The following is a 14299-nucleotide window of genomic DNA, read 5'->3' as shown; positions in this document are numbered from 1 at the left end:
TTGCACCCTTGACGGCGGCCTGCTTATCATGCGCCGCTCGATCACCCCATACACGAAAACCGACAGGGTTTTCCAAGGCGGCCAAGCGGCATGAGCAAGCAACTGATCATCGCGGAGAAACCTTCGGTCGCGCAGGACATCGCCCGCGCGTTGGGCGGTTTCACGAAGGAAAAGGACTACTTCGAGTCCGACGAGTACGTGCTCTCATCGGCCGTCGGCCACCTGCTCGAGCTGGTGGTGCCCGACGAGTACGAGGTCAAGCGCGGCAAATGGACCTTTGCGCACCTGCCGGTGATCCCGCCGCAGTTCGCGCTGAAACCCATCGAGAAGACCGACGACCGCCTCAAGCTGCTGACGCGGCTGATCAAGCGCAAGGACGTCACCGGCCTGATCAACGCCTGCGACGCGGGCCGCGAAGGCGAGCTGATCTTCAACTTCATCGCGCAGCATGCGAAGAGCGACAAGCCGGTGCGCCGGCTGTGGCTGCAGTCGATGACCGCGACCGCGATCCGCGATGGCTTCACCCACCTGCGCTCGGCGCAGGAGGTCGAGGGCCTGCGTTCGGCGGCGGTGTGCCGCGCCGAGAGCGACTGGCTGATCGGCATCAACGGCACGCGCGCGATGACCGCGTTCAACTCCAAGACGGGCGGCTTCCACCTGACCACGGTCGGGCGCGTGCAGACGCCGACGCTCGCGATCGTGGTCGAACGCGAACAGAAGATCCGCCAGTTCAAGCCGCGCGACTACTGGGAACTGGAGGCCTCGTTCGGCTGCCAGGCCGGCAGCTACGCGGGACGCTGGTTCGACGAGAAGTTCAAGAAGCCCGAAGGCGACGAACACGCGACCGCCTTCCGCATGTGGGACAAGGCGCGCGCCGAGGCGATCAAGGCCAAATGCGACGGCAAGCCGGGCACCGTCACGGAGGAATCCAAGCCCTCGACGCAGCTCTCGCCGCTGCTCTTCGACCTCACCAGCCTGCAGCGCGAGGCCAACGGCCGCTTCGGTTTCTCGGCACGCGTGACGCTGCAGATCGCCCAGGCGCTTTACGAAAAGCACAAGGCGCTGACCTATCCGCGTACCGATGCACGCGCGCTGCCCGAGGACTACCTCGGCACCGTCACGGACGTGATGCGCGCGCTGCCCGACGACTACGCGCCGTTTGCGAACGAGATCGCGAAGCAGGGCTGGGTGAAGCCCAACAAGCGCATCTTCAACAACGCGAAGATCTCCGACCACTTCGCGATCATCCCGACCGGCACCGTGCCCAAGAGCCTGTCGGAAGCCGAGCACAAGATCTACGACCTGGTCACGCGCCGCTTCCTGTCGGTGTTCTACCCGGCGGCCGAATACCGCATCACGACCCGCATCACGCGCGTCGAGAACGAGGCCTTCAAGACCGAGGGCAAGGTGCTCGTGAATTCCGGCTGGCTCGCCGTGTACGGCAAGGAGGCGGTCAAGGAAGACGAGGATGGCAGCAGCGGAGGCAGCGGCGCGCAGCTGTGCGCGGTGCAGCCGAACGAGACCGTGTCGACCGACGACATCCTCGTGAAATCGCTCGTCACCAAGCCGCCTGCACGCTACAACGAAGCGACCCTGCTCTCGGCGATGGAAGGCGCGGGCAAGATGGTCGACGACGAGGAGTTGCGCGCGGCGATGGGCGAACGCGGCCTCGGCACGCCGGCGACGCGCGCGCAGATCATCGAAGGCCTGATCGCCGAGCAGTACATTCACCGCGAAGGACGCGAGCTGATCCCGAGCGCGAAGGCCTTCTCGCTGATCACGCTGCTGAAGGGCCTCGACGTCTCCGCGCTGACCTCGCCGGAGCTGACCGGCGAATGGGAACACAAGCTCGCGCAGATGGAGCGCGGCCAGCTGTCGCGCCCCGAATTCATGCGCGAGATCGCCGAGATGGCGCGCGAGGTCGTCGAACGCGCGAAGCGCTACGAGTCCGACACCGTGCCGGGCGACTTCGTCACCCTATCGACGCCGTGCCCGAAGTGCGGCGGTGTGGTGAAGGAGAACTACAAGAAGTTCGCCTGCCAGGGCTGCGAGTGGAGCGCGTGGAAGATCGTCGCCGGGCGCCAGTTCGAGATCAACGAGATCGAGACGCTGCTGCGCGAAGGCAAGGTCGGCCCGCTGATGGGCTTCCGCAGCAAGATGGGGCGGCTCTTCAACGCCGAGATCCGCCTCAATGACGACAGGCAGCCGGAATTCGACTTCGGCCAGCCGAAGGACGACGGCGAGGGCGCGGAGCCGGTCGATTTCTCCGGCCAGGAGCCACTCGGCGCGTGCCCGAAGTGCGCGTCGCCGGTGTATGAGCACGGCATGGCCTACGTGTGCGCGAAGTCGGTGGGACCGGAGAAGTACTGCGACTTCCGCTCGGGCAAGGTGATCCTGCAACAGCCCGTCGAGCGCGAGCAGATGACGAAGCTGCTCGCCGACGGCCGCACCGAGCTGCTCAAGGGTTTCGTGTCGACGCGCACCAAGCGCAAGTTCTCGGCCTTCCTCGTGCGCGGCGCAGACGGCAAGGTGGGCTTCGAGTTCGAGCCGAAGGCCCCCAAGGCCGGCGCGAAGGCCAAGGCCGGCGATGGGGCCGGCAAGGAAGGCGCGGCGGCGGCCGAGAAGGCCGAGAAGGCCGAGAAGGCCGAGAAGGCCGAGAAGGCCGAGAAGGCCAAACCGGCAGCTCGCAAGACCAGTCCGCGGGCGCGCAAGGAAGTTTGAGCCCGCCGTCGCCGCGGGTCGCGCTTCAACGCGCGACGCGGCCGAGCAGGCTGCCGCTTTCGCCGGCGGGATCGCCCACCAGCGCGAAGCCGCGCAGGGCCCCTGTGCGGTCGTGGAACAGCCCGCGCACGCCGCGGGCGGTGGCCGATTCGTGCCATTCGCCAGCGACCGGCGGCGGTTCGCAGATCGCGACGGCGCAACAGTCCAGGTTCAGGCGCCGGACGCGCGCCTTCCAGCGCATGCGAGCGCCGTGTCCCGCGAGCACGTCGGCCAGCGCCTGCGCGCCGGCTTCGATGTCTTCCCCGAGCTCGAACACACGCCCCTCGAATTCCGCGCACCCGCCCAGGGCGTGAATCGTCTCGGCCGAAGTGCGCAGCGCGGCGTCGACGACGATGCCCGCCGCGACGTCCAGCCCTGCCGCCTGCGCGAGCTGCACGCGCGGCCGGGTGGGCAGCGCCGCGACGACGACATCGACGGCGAGCGGTTTGCCGCCCAGCATCGTGACGTGGAGTTCGCTCATGCCCTGGTCGATGCGCTGCACGCCGTCCTCGGTGCGGATGCGCACGCCGGCGGCGGCCACGCGCGGCGGCGATGCGTTCGGCACACAGGGCGGGGACGCTGCCGCCCAGCAGCTGCGGGTCCGACTCCAGCAGGGTCACCTCGCAGCCGCCACGCTTCAGGCTTTCCGCCAGCTCGCAGCCGCGGATGCTGCCGCCGACAACGGCGACGCGCCGGCGCCCAGCGAGTTCGGAGCGCAGATAGGCGTATTCGGCAAGGCTGCCGACGGTTAGGACGGATGCGGCGGCGCTGCCGCGCACGTTCGCCGGCCGCACCGATTCTGCGCCGGTCGCGAGCACCAGCTGCGACCAGGCCTGCTCCGCCTGCGCAGGGTTGTCGGTGCGCAGCATGCGGCTCGCGGGGTCGATCGCGAGCACGCGGCGGTGCGGGGTGATCGTGGCCTCGAAGCGATAGGCCATCTGCTCGGCGGTCGCGATCACCAGTTCGTCCGCGTCGCGCCGGTGCGCGAGGCCCGCGGGGAGCTGGTCCTTGGAGTAGGCCGCGGCCTCGTCGGCGCCGACCATGTGGATCTCGCGGTGACGGTCGCGCTGGCGCAGCGCGCGCAGCAGCGCGTAGCCGGCAAAGCCGGTACCGACGATCACGAGCGGTGCAGCCACGGCGCTCCCCCGGGGAAGGCATGGTTTCACGCTAGTCGCCAACGCGCGTGACGGCGCGGCAATCGGTCACGCCGGCCTTCGCCGGCGCCCCGGGCACGCGTGCGTCAGGCAAGCTCCAGCGGCGCGGAACGGCCGATCTGGCGCACGCCGGGCAGGTCGCTTTCGAGGATGGCGGTGCGCAGGACGTCGATCGCGCCGCTGCGCGGGTAGGTGACGCGCCACGCGAGCGCGACGCGGCGCGAGGGTTCGGGGTCGGAGAAGGGACGCACGGCGACCAGCGTGTTCTGTGCCGGCAGGTCGTCCGCGGCGGTGGAGGGCAGCACCGTGACGCCGAGGCCGGTCGCGACCATGTGGCGAATGGTCTCCAGCGAGCTGCCTTCCAGCGTGCGCTGCAGGCCGCTGACGTTGCGGCAGTGCGGACACACTTCGAGCACCTGGTCGCGGAAGCAGTTGCCGGCGCCGAGCAGCAGCAGCTGGTCGTCGGCGAGCGTGTCGGGGTCGATGTGCTTCAGCGCCGTCCACGGGTGAGCCGCCGGCATCAGCACGCGGAAGGGTTCGTCGTACACGGGCTGGGCGACGATGCCCGCCTCGTCGAAGGGCAGCGACAGCACGATGACGTCGAGTTCGCCGCGCTTGAGCGCCTCGAGGAGCCGAGTGGTGTAGTTTTCGTGGATGATCAGCGGCATGCGCGGCGCGAGCTTATGCACGCGCGGGATCAGCCGCGGCAACAGGTAGGGGGCGATGGTGTAGATCACCCCCAGGCGCAGCGGCCCCGACAACGGATCCTTGCCGGCAGCGGCGATCTCGGGGATCTGCGCCGCTTCCATCAGCACCTTCTCGGCCTGGGCGACGATGCGCTGGCCGGTGGAGGTGATCTTGACCTCGGTCGCACTGCGCTCGAAGAGCTGCACGCCAAGCTCGTCCTCGACCTTCTTGATCGCGACCGAAAGCGTGGGCTGGCTGACATGGCACTTCTCGGCCGCGCGGCCGAAGTGGCGCTCGTGGGCGAGGGCGATGAGATAGCGGAGATCGGTGAGGGTCATGAAGGTGCGCTGGGCGATGGCATGCGCCGATGATGTTACTCCGCATGGGCACATCGGGACACCTCCGGCAACCCGCGCGGTGCCACTGCCTTTATACTTCGTATTGCGCCAATGTCCCGCGCGGCGGGACTTCCAACAATAACGACTATGACTTTCCGCTTATATTTGCGCGCCATCGCCGCGGCGTCGATTGCCGCGTGCGCTTCCGCCGCGGCAGCCCAGTCCGGCATCGGACCGGAAGCCTCACCGGATCCGCAGATTCCGGAATCGAGCTATTTCGATTCCCTTCCGGTGGTGCTGACCGTTTCGCGCATGCCGCGACCGCAGCACGAGACGCCTGCGGCGATCACCGTGCTCGATCGCGAGACGATCCGCGCGACCGGCTACCGCAGCCTGGATCGCCTGCTGCGCCTCGTGCCGGGCATGCTGGTCGCGAAGGAACGCGGCAGCGAGCAGTGGGTCAGCTATCACGGCCCGAACCGCGATACCCCGCAGGAGCTGCAGATCCTCATCGACGGCCGCTCGGTGAGCGCGTCGTATTTCGGCAGCTTCGGGCGCAATTCCTTCCCGCTGGCGATCGAGGACATCGAGCGCATCGAGGTCGTGCGTGGCACCGACGCGGCCTCGTACGGCACGAATGCCTTCATGGGCGTGGTGAACATCATCACGCGCCACACCGCCGAGGAGCGCGGCGCGACGGTCTCGGTCGCGGGCGGCACCGGCGAGTATTCGGAGGTCAGCGGCCGCGTCGTCACGCGCTCGGGTCCGCTGGGCCTGCGCGTCACCGCGCAACACCTGCGCGACGAGGGTGTGCATGACCTGAACGACAGCCGCAACCGCCATCGCGTGAGCCTGCGCAGCGACCTGCAAATGGGCGAGCACGACGAGCTGACCCTGCTCGCCGGCCTCACCGACATCGAGCGCGGAACGGGTTACCCGATTACGCCGTTCGACTCCCATCCCGAGCGCGACATGGACACGCGCGAGCACTTCGGCCACCTGCGCTGGCGTCATGCCGCCAGTCCGGACGAGGAGTTCCTGCTGTCCGGCTACTACGCCTACGAGCGCACGACCAATGAATGGGCGGTCAACACCGGGCCGCTCCAGGCGATCCTCGGCCCCGCCTCGATTCCGGTGAACGACAGCTTCACGACGCGGCGGCAGAACCTCGAATTCCAGCACAACCTCTCGCCCCGGCAGGGCCTGCGGTTGAGCTGGGGGGCGGAGTGGCGGCGCGACCAGGTCCATGCACCGTTCATCTTCTTCGGCCGCTCCGACCCGACCGAGGAAAGCCGGCGCCTGTACGCCAACGTCGAATGGCGGGCCGCGCCACAGTGGCAATGGAACTTCGGTGCGATGGCGGAGCGCTTCCAGCACGACCGTACCCGCCTGTCACCGCGCCTGTTCCTCAACTGGCTGCCGGACGAGACCGAAACCTGGCGCGCCGGCTACGCGCGCGCGTGGCGCAATCCGGGGGTTTTCGGCCGCTACAGCGACGTGCGCATCTTCCATCCGACGCGCGGCCTCCTGCTGCAGCATCGCTTCATCCCCAATACGGACATCGACCCGGCGCGCCTCGACAGCTTCGAGATCGGATATGCGCGCCGCTTCCCGTCTCTGCACGGCAGCCTCGACGTGCGCGTGTTCCACGAGCGCATCCACGACCAGATCGTGCGCGAGCAAGCCGTCGTTCCGATCGAGAATCCGTTCCAGGGACTCGTACAGCGCTTCCTGCCGCCGTCGCAGTGGGCAAACGGCCAGGGCACGGTGCGAATCGAAGGCGTCGAGACGCAGTTCGACTTCAAGCCCTGGCGCGACGGCACGCTGCTGCTGCGCCACACGTTGATGCGCGCGCGCGCGGAGGATGCGGGCACCGAAGACAGTGTCGTGCCGTATTCGGCGAGCATCACCTGGATGCAGCGCATGGGCGCCTGGCAGAGCGCGCTGACGCTGCTTCGCGTCGGCCCGGTGCGCGCCGGCAACGGCTTCTCGCCGACCTATCACTACACCGTGCCGGACTACACGACGCTGGACGCGAGCATCGCGCGCGAGTTCCGCCTCGACGGCGGACAGGCGCTGGAAGTGCGGCTGACGGGCCTCAACCTGCTCGGGCGCCACCAGGAGCTCGCGAACTTCCCGGTGCAGCAGGCCTCCGGCGACGACGACCCGGTCAATCGCCTGGAGCCGCAGCTGATGCTGAGCGTGTCGGCCAGCTTCTGAGACCTCGCGCATGCGCCGGACTTGTGTCCGGCGCGCTTCGCCCCCAATCTGTGATGCATGACGCGGCCGGGAACACGGGCCGCCGCCCGGCGTCTACGCGACGGATTGACGACAACTCAGGGGAAATGCACAACATGCGCAAGACGATTCTTGTCACCGCCCTGGCGATGGGCCTCGGCTCCGCCTTCATCGATGGCCTCGTGGTTCCCGCGGCGCTCGCGGCGAGCCCGGTACCGGCGGCACAGGCGGCCCAGCTCAACCGCTTCGGCCTGCCCGATTTCGGCGATCTGGTCGAGCAGGTCGGCCCCGCCGTCGTGAACATCGCGGTGACGCAGAAGGAAAAGACGCGCCCGATGGGCGAGGACGCCCAGGGCCTGTCGCCCGACGACCCGTTCTACGACTTCCTGCGCCGCTTCGGCGTGCCGGCGCCGGGCATGCCCGGCCAGCCGGGGCATGGCAACCGCGGGCCGCGCGCGCAACGCGGCGTGGGCTCGGGCTTCATCGTCAGCAGCGACGGCTACGTGCTCACCAATGCGCACGTCGTCGGCGAGGGCGAGTCGGAAGTCACCATCAAACTGATCGACAAGCGCGAGTTCAAGGCCAAGGTGGTCGGCACCGACAAGCGCACCGACATCGCGCTGCTGAAGATCGACGCCACCGGGCTGCCGACCGTACGCACCGGCGATGCGGAACGCTCCCGCGTCGGCGAATGGGTCGTCGCCGTGGGATCGCCCTTCGGCTTCGACAACACGGTGACGGCCGGCATCATCTCGGCCAAGGCGCGCCGCCTGCCGGACGAGAACTACGTGCCCTTCATCCAGACCGACGTCGCGATCAACCCCGGCAACTCGGGCGGGCCGCTGTTCAACCTCGCCGGCGAGGTGATCGGCATCAACTCGCAGATCTACTCGCGCTCGGGCGGTTTCATGGGCATCTCGTTCGCGATCCCGATCGACGTCGCGCTGAAGGTCAAGGACCAGATCGTCAAGTATGGCCGCGTGCAGCGCGGCAAGCTGGGCGTGACGATCCAGGGGCTGGACAAGGAGCTGGCGCAGTCCTTCGGCCTCTCCGAGCCGCGCGGCGCGCTGATCGCGAGCGTGGAGCCCGACAGCGCCGGCGACAAGGCGGGCCTGAAACCGGGCGACGTGGTGCTGAGCGTCGACGGCACGACCGTCGGCGAGTCGGGCGATCTGCCGCGCATCATCGGCGACAAGCGCCCCGGCTCGAGCGTGAAGCTGGAGATATGGCGCGAGGGCAAGAGCCGCACGGTGAGTGCGACGCTGGGCGAGATGAACCCCGAGACGCTGGCCGAGGTGCCCGCCGGCGGGGGCGACGGCAAGCGCGGCGAGGATGCCGGCGGCAAGCTGGGCCTGGCGGGCCGGGCGCTCACGAGCGAGGAGGCGGCGCAGATCGGCGTGCGCGGCGGCCTGCTGGTCGAGCGCGTAAATGGGCCGGCGGCGCAGGCGGGTCTGCAGCAGGGCGATATCGTGCTGGCGGTGAACAACCAGCCGGTGACCACGGTGCAGGCCTTCCGCCAGCTGATGGAGAAGGTCGGCAACCGCTTCGCGCTGCTCGTGCAGCGCGGCGGCACGCGCATCTTCGTGCCGATCCGCACCGGCAGCTGAGCGCACCGCAAGCCCGTTCCATCCCGCACACGCCGCGGTGGCGGACCCTCAGTCCGCCGGCCGTGGCCGGCTTGCTTGCGCATCCGGCCTGTGTGACCTGGGTCACACGCGCCTTGGCCGTGGAATAAATCCCGATAGACTGCTGTTCATATTCCCGCAGGATCATCGTGCGAGCCGGCGTGCATGCGCCCGGCCGGGCATTACGCGGTTTTTTCCAACCACCTGAAGAGAGAACAAACAATGAAGAAAGTCCTCACCCATGCAGCCGCCGGCCTCATCGCCCTGTCCCTCGCCGGCCTCGCGTCCGCGCAGATGAAGCCCGAGGACGCGATCAAGTTCCGCCAGTCCGGCTACACCTTCATGGCGTGGAACATGGGCAAGATCAAGGCGCAGGCCGTCGACGGCACGACGCCGTTCAACAAGGAGCAGGTCGCTGCGGCCGCCAACGCCATCGCCGCGGTGGCGAATTCGGGCATGGGCGCGCTGTACCTGCCCGGCACTGACAAGGGCAAGGGCTGGAAGGACACGCGCGTGAAACCGGAACTCTTCAAGGAGCAGGAGGAAGTCGGCAAGATCGCGAAGAACTTCGTCGAGCAGGCCAACACGCTGCAGAAGGTCGCGATGACCGGCGACCAGGCGGCGATCAAGACCCAGTTCGGCGAAATGGGCAAGGCCTGCAAGGCCTGTCACGACAAGTTCCGCATCGAGGAGTAAATCCTCGGCGGATGTATGTGGAGGCCGGTCGGCCGCTTTGTTCCTCCCCCTTCAAGGGGGGAGGTTTAGGAGGGGGATGGGTTTCTGTCGCGGCTGCATAACCCATCCCCACCCCAGCCCTCCCCCTTGAAGGGGAGGGAGCGACTGTGCAGCACTCACGGTTCAGGCCGGCTGTGCCGCCGGACGCAGCACCGGCGCCTCGCGGATCGGCAGGTTCACGACGGCGGCCATCGCGGCGAGCGCCATGTCGGCGTACCACATCCACGAGAAGTCGCCGAAACGCGTGATCGCGATGCCGCCCAGCCACGCGCCGAGGAAGCCGCCGATCTGGTGCGACAGCAGCGTGAGGCCGAACAGCGTGCCGAGGTAGCGGATGCCGAACAGCTTGCCGACGATGGCCGCGGTCGGCGGTACGGTCGCGAGCCAGGTGAAGCCGAGGCCGGCGGCGAAGAGGTAGAAGGTCAGCGCGGTCTTGGGCGCCATCAGGTAGATCGCGACGAGCAGCGCGCGCGAGGCGTACATCGCCGCAAGGATGTGCTTGCTGCGGTAGCGCGACACCGAGGCGCCGGCGTACAGGCTGCCGACGATGTTCGACAGGCCGATGATCGCCAGCGACCAGCTCGCGACCGTCGGCGGCAGGCCGCACAGGTCGACTTCGCCGGGCAGGTGGGTGACGAGGAAGGCGATGTGGAAGCCGCAGGTGAAGAAGCCGGCGTGCAGCAGCAGGTAGCTGCGGTCGCCCATCGCCTGGCGCACGGTGCGCCACAGCCCGGCGTCCTCGTGCGCGCCGTGGTGGTGCGTGGCGTGCTTGGGATCGACGAGCACGCGCACGAGCGGCAGCGCGGCGAGCGTCATCAGCGCGAGCGACCACATCGCGCCCATCCAGCCGATGCTCTGGATCAGCTTCTGCAGCACCGGCGCGAACACGAACTGGCCGAAGGAGCCGCCGGCGTTGATAACGCCGGAGGCGGTGCCGCGCGCCTCGAGCGGCAGGCGCTGCGCCGCCGCGCCGATCAGCACCGAGAAGCTGCCCGCGCCCGAGCCCATCGCCGAGAGCAGCCCCAGCGACACGACCAGCCCGAAGCCCGAACCCATGAAGGGGGTGAGCGCGCTGCCGAACGCGAGCACGAGGAGGCCCGCGACGAGCACCTTCGCCGCGCCGTAGCGGTCGGCGAAGGCGCCGGCGACGGGCTGGATCGCGCCCCACATGAACTGGCCGACGGCGAGCGCGAAGCTGATCGTCGCGATGCCCAGCCCGGTCGAGGCGTTCAGGGGCGACACGAACAGGCCCAGCGACTGGCGCGCGCCCATCGTCACCATGAGGATGCCGGCGGCCGAGAGGGTGACGATCAGCGCGGCGCGGCTGTTGAGGGATCGCAGCATGGGGGTCTTCTTTCTTTGTCGTTACGGTCGAGGAGGAGGCAGAGGGGACAGGGGGTGCGGGTCCCGGCTACTTCTTGCGCACGAACAGCGTGTGCAGGCTGCGGCCGAGCGCGCCGTCGAGGTCGAACACGGCGGTCGTCACGGTACCGATGCCGCCCGTGTCGATGATGGTGCGCGCGGACATGCCGAACCATTCGCCCGTCGGGTGGCGGTGCATGTTGATCGTGAGATCGACCGGCACGAAGGTCCAGTGGCGGATGTCGAGCTCGGCGCTGATGCCGTTGGCCGAGTCGAGGATCAGCAGCAGCGCCTCGATGCCGTCGGTCGGCTGGCCGGCGACGAGCGGGATGCGCGGGCGCGCCCACACCGTCGCCGGACCGGGCTCGATGAAGCTGCCGTCGGCGAAGCGCCATTCGAGCGCATCGGCGTAGGGGAAATAGTCGACGCCGTGGAAGAACACCTGCGCCTGCGCCTCGGGCAGCGGCGGCACCGCGAAGGGGTCTGCGACGGCGGCGGCGCTCTCGGGCTTACGCTCGACGCGCCAGGCGTGGGCGAGCAGGACGGGCTTGCCGCGCACGAGCATCTCGCCCTGGATCAGCTCGATGCGCCGGCCCGGACGCAGCACGCGCACGCGCAGTTCGCACGGTTCGACCGGCACCGGGCCGAGGATCTCGAAGGTGATGCGCGCGATGTCCAGCCCGAATTCGGACGGAAAGCGCCGCAGCGCCTGCGCGAGCAGCGCGATCGGCGGGCCGCCGTGCTGGCTATCGACCGACCACGGGCCGATCGTGGCCTCGGTGGGCTGGTAGGTGTTGTCGCCCAGCGGCAGGAAGAAGGCTTCCGGAAGCGTGATGCTCGTGTGCATGTTCAATACCCTAGCGTATGTGATCCGAAATTTAACCGGCTCTTGCCGAAACAAAAAGCCGATAATCATTGCTGCTACGTCAACGCTACGTTGACAAATGAGATTGACACATGAGCTGGCTGGCGAGCTGGGACACCTTCGTGAAAGTCGTCGAGAGCGGCAGCATGGCCGCCGCCGCGCGGCGCCTCGACTGCACGCGCGCGCAGGTCAGCAAGCAGATCGGCGAGCTCGAGCGGCGCTTCGGCGTGCGCCTGTTCGACCGCTCGACGCGCAAGCTCTTCCTGACGCCGTCGGGCGAAGTGTTCTACCAGCATGCGCTGCGCGCGCTCGAGTCGGTGGAGCTGACCGAAGTGGCGGTACGCAACCTCGGCGACGTGCCGAGCGGGCTGCTGCGCATCAGCGCGAGCGTGGTGTTCGGCCGCATCTGGCTGGCGCCCCTGTTGCCGCGGCTGACCGCCCGCTACCCCGAGCTCGAGTGCGAGCTGATCCTCACGAACACCTTGGTCGACCTCGCCGAGGACCGCATCGACCTCGCGCTGCGCTTCTGCCGCACGCCGCCCGAGGATGTGGTCGCCAAGCGCATCTTCACGATGGAAACGGTGATCTGCGCGGCGCCCGCCTACCTCGCCCGGCACGGCACGCCGCGGCAGCCGCGCGAGCTCGTCGATCACCAGTGCTTCAGCTTCCTGCTGTCGGACAACCGCATCTGGCATCTGCTCGACCGCGCGGGCACGGAGATCGCCATCCCGGTGCGCGGGCGCATCCAGTTCAACGAGCCGGCGAGCATCCTCGATGCGACGCTGGCCGGGCACGGACTGGCGATCCTGCCGACCTACCTATGTTGCGATGAACTGGCCGACGGGCGGCTGGTGCGCGTGCTGACGGAGTACACGCCGCGCATCGACTTCGGCCGCCACCTGTACGCGTGCTACATGCCCAGCCGGGCGCGCCTGCCCAAGGTGAAGGTGCTGCTGGACGAGCTGGATGCGCTGCTGAAACCCTTGCCGCCGTGGGGAAGGCTCAGCGACTGACGGCGGGCTCGGCCGGCTCGCCACCCTTCGCCGCGTGGGCGAGCCCTTCGAGCACGAATACGCCCAGCAGGCCGCCGCGCGTCGCGGCGATCTTGCCGTCGCGGTCGACGGCGTAGGCAAGGGGGTTGTCGAGCAGGATGCGCTGCGTCGTCGCATCGAGGCGGTTCTCGTCCGCGACGACGGACAGCGTGAGGCCGCGCCGCACCAGCATCTCGCGCGCGTCGTCGTACACGCCGGCCGGAACGATGGTGCGGACCGCGACGCCGTCCTTCGCGGCCATCGCGACGAAACGGTCGATCTCGCCGAGGGATTTGCGGCAGGCCATGCAGCCGGGCGTCCACAGCACCACGACCGCCGGGCTGCCCGCGGCAAGCTGCACCGCAACCGGCGCGGCGGACAGGGCGGCGAGGTCGGCGGCCTGCGCCGGCGCGCCCAGGCACGCATGCCGAAACCGAACCCCGCAAGAATCGTCGCTGCTGCCCGTCCAGTCATGTCGCTCACCTCATCGGCCTCCCGCTGCTCGCACCCGTTCGAAAAGGATGGACTGCGGCGCGCCGGCACTCATTGACAGGCATCAATCGCGGCTTCACCGCGCCTCGCGCTCGCGGCATCACCGCCGCGGACCGCGTACGGCCGTAACGCATTTACCAGGCAGGCGTCGTCACGGCCGGCACGGGAGCGGGCGGCGGCAACAAACCGCCCGACACCGCCCACACCGCAAGTCCGGCGATCGCCAGCGCGACGACCAGCGCGACCGGGCCGCCGCCACGCGCGGCCGGAATCGCCGGGTCGTCCACCGCCTTGACGCCGGTGATCATCGGCCGGATCAGGTTGTCCTTCTTCACGTGCGTGTGCCACATCACCGCAGCCACATGCAGGCCGACCAGGCCGTACACGATCCATTCGGCCTGACGGTGCAGGCCGCTGATCCAGCCCGACAGTTCGCTCGACACCGCGTGGTAGAGCGGGCCGTAGAAGGCGATGTCGTCGTTGGCAAAGGCGCCGGCGAGCGCCTGCCCGGCCATCAGCGACAGCAGTGCGACCGTCGAAAGCGCCCCCAGTGGGTTGTGCCCGACGCCGCGCCAGTGCCCGCGCAGGTAGGCGCGGATCGCAGCCATCGTCGGCAGGAATTGCGTAAAGCGAGCATAGGTCGAGCCGACCACGCCCCACACGATGCGGAACACGACGACGCCGAAGATCGCCAACCCGATGCGACCATGCCATTCCATCGCATTGCCGCCGATCTTCACGCTGACGATCGCGCTCGCGACCAGCGCCACGAGCAGCCAGTGCGCGAGGCGGGTGGGGAGATCCCACAGCAGGATGGGGTGCTTCATACCTTGCTTCCTTTCTTTGCTTTGCCCTTCGCGGCGGGCACGGGTGCGACCGCGGCGTCACCTTCCCCGTTAACAACGCGGGACGCAAGAAATTCCTCACGGATGCGCGCGGTGTACGAGCGGACCTCCTTTTTTGTTGACCCTGCTCAAATTGCCATCAAGTAGGCCAGCCTACGCCACGGGCA

11 protein-coding genes and 1 pseudogene are annotated in these 14299 nt (G+C 68.6%); 5 read left to right on the top strand and 7 right to left on the bottom strand.

Annotated features, from left to right (window positions below):
* The first annotated feature begins 90 nt into the window (after positions 1-90).
* The gene (locus tag AzCIB_RS00195) at positions 91-2721 is read left to right on the top strand and encodes a DNA topoisomerase III (protein WP_050414035.1); all 2631 of its coding nucleotides are present in this window, start codon (positions 91-93) and stop codon (positions 2719-2721) included.
* A 25-nt stretch (positions 2722-2746) separates the two neighbouring features.
* Here the strand turns inward: AzCIB_RS00195 and AzCIB_RS24805 are convergent, their stop codons facing one another.
* From AzCIB_RS24805 to AzCIB_RS00185, 3 genes and pseudogenes are all read right to left on the bottom strand, one after another.
* Entirely contained in the window at positions 2747-3241 is a 495-nt protein-coding gene (locus tag AzCIB_RS24805; protein ID WP_286130878.1) for an FAD-dependent oxidoreductase, read from the bottom strand.
* A 127-nt stretch (positions 3242-3368) separates the two neighbouring features.
* Positions 3369-3881, bottom strand: a pseudogene (locus tag AzCIB_RS00190) (FAD-dependent oxidoreductase); the annotation flags it as partial.
* A 119-nt stretch (positions 3882-4000) separates the two neighbouring features.
* Positions 4001-4939, bottom strand: coding sequence for a hydrogen peroxide-inducible genes activator (locus tag AzCIB_RS00185; protein WP_050414034.1), 939 nt, complete (start codon positions 4937-4939; stop codon positions 4001-4003).
* 147 nt (positions 4940-5086) lie between these two features.
* Here AzCIB_RS00185 and AzCIB_RS00180 point away from each other — a divergent pair, with 147 nt between their 5' ends.
* The 3 genes from AzCIB_RS00180 (at position 5087) to AzCIB_RS00170 (ending at position 9498) form a co-directional block, all read left to right on the top strand.
* Positions 5087-7159: a TonB-dependent receptor plug domain-containing protein gene (locus tag AzCIB_RS00180; RefSeq protein ID WP_050414033.1), complete on the top strand. Its 2073-nt coding sequence runs from the start codon at positions 5087-5089 to the stop codon at positions 7157-7159.
* Between the two features lie 134 nt (positions 7160-7293).
* A complete protein-coding gene (locus tag AzCIB_RS00175) occupies positions 7294-8784 on the top strand; it encodes a DegQ family serine endoprotease (protein WP_050418129.1) in 1491 nt (496 codons plus the stop codon).
* A 240-nt stretch (positions 8785-9024) separates the two neighbouring features.
* Entirely contained in the window at positions 9025-9498 is a 474-nt protein-coding gene (locus AzCIB_RS00170) for a c-type cytochrome (protein WP_050414032.1), read from the top strand.
* A 162-nt stretch (positions 9499-9660) separates the two neighbouring features.
* On the opposite strand, the gene AzCIB_RS00165 is transcribed toward AzCIB_RS00170, so the two are convergent.
* Positions 9661-10881 carry an MFS transporter gene (locus AzCIB_RS00165; protein WP_050414031.1) on the bottom strand — a complete coding sequence of 407 codons (1221 nt, stop codon included), beginning with the start codon at positions 10879-10881 and terminating at the stop codon, positions 9661-9663.
* Positions 10882-10948: 67 nt separating this feature from the next.
* Positions 10949-11746: a thioesterase family protein gene (locus AzCIB_RS00160; RefSeq protein ID WP_050418128.1), complete on the bottom strand. Its 798-nt coding sequence runs from the start codon at positions 11744-11746 to the stop codon at positions 10949-10951.
* Between the two features lie 110 nt (positions 11747-11856).
* Here AzCIB_RS00160 and AzCIB_RS00155 point away from each other — a divergent pair, with 110 nt between their 5' ends.
* Complete coding sequence (locus AzCIB_RS00155) at positions 11857-12777, top strand: LysR family transcriptional regulator (RefSeq protein WP_050414030.1); 921 nt, start codon at positions 11857-11859, stop codon at positions 12775-12777.
* On the opposite strand, the gene AzCIB_RS00150 is transcribed toward AzCIB_RS00155, so the two are convergent.
* The gene (locus tag AzCIB_RS00150) at positions 12767-13156 is read right to left on the bottom strand and encodes a thioredoxin domain-containing protein (RefSeq protein WP_050414029.1); all 390 of its coding nucleotides are present in this window, start codon (positions 13154-13156) and stop codon (positions 12767-12769) included. The genes AzCIB_RS00155 and AzCIB_RS00150 overlap by 11 nt on opposite strands.
* Before the next feature lie 265 nt (positions 13157-13421).
* Complete coding sequence (locus AzCIB_RS00145; protein ID WP_050414028.1) at positions 13422-14114, bottom strand: cytochrome b/b6 domain-containing protein; 693 nt, start codon at positions 14112-14114, stop codon at positions 13422-13424.
* Positions 14115-14299: the final 185 nt, after the last annotated feature.

This window comes from Azoarcus sp. CIB (assembly GCF_001190925.1).
Classification (GTDB): domain Bacteria; phylum Pseudomonadota; class Gammaproteobacteria; order Burkholderiales; family Rhodocyclaceae; genus Aromatoleum.
Note: the sequence above shows the minus strand (reverse complement) of the source record. Positions and strands in the feature narration are given on the sequence as shown.

What these genes read in the sequence shown, in the direction of transcription:
- AzCIB_RS00195 (WP_050414035.1), top strand. Translation starts at nt 91, where the DNA reads ATGAGCAAGCAACTGATCATCGCGGAGAAACCTTCGGTCGCGCAGGAC.
- AzCIB_RS24805 (WP_286130878.1), bottom strand. Translation starts at nt 3,241, where the DNA reads ATGAGCGAACTCCACGTCACGATGCTGGGCGGCAAACCGCTCGCCGTC.
- AzCIB_RS00185 (WP_050414034.1), bottom strand. Translation starts at nt 4,939, where the DNA reads ATGACCCTCACCGATCTCCGCTATCTCATCGCCCTCGCCCACGAGCGC.
- AzCIB_RS00180 (WP_050414033.1), top strand. Translation starts at nt 5,087, where the DNA reads ATGACTTTCCGCTTATATTTGCGCGCCATCGCCGCGGCGTCGATTGCC.
- AzCIB_RS00175 (WP_050418129.1), top strand. Translation starts at nt 7,294, where the DNA reads ATGCGCAAGACGATTCTTGTCACCGCCCTGGCGATGGGCCTCGGCTCC.
- AzCIB_RS00170 (WP_050414032.1), top strand. Translation starts at nt 9,025, where the DNA reads ATGAAGAAAGTCCTCACCCATGCAGCCGCCGGCCTCATCGCCCTGTCC.
- AzCIB_RS00165 (WP_050414031.1), bottom strand. Translation starts at nt 10,881, where the DNA reads ATGCTGCGATCCCTCAACAGCCGCGCCGCGCTGATCGTCACCCTCTCG.
- AzCIB_RS00160 (WP_050418128.1), bottom strand. Translation starts at nt 11,746, where the DNA reads ATGCACACGAGCATCACGCTTCCGGAAGCCTTCTTCCTGCCGCTGGGC.
- AzCIB_RS00155 (WP_050414030.1), top strand. Translation starts at nt 11,857, where the DNA reads ATGAGCTGGCTGGCGAGCTGGGACACCTTCGTGAAAGTCGTCGAGAGC.
- AzCIB_RS00145 (WP_050414028.1), bottom strand. Translation starts at nt 14,114, where the DNA reads ATGAAGCACCCCATCCTGCTGTGGGATCTCCCCACCCGCCTCGCGCAC.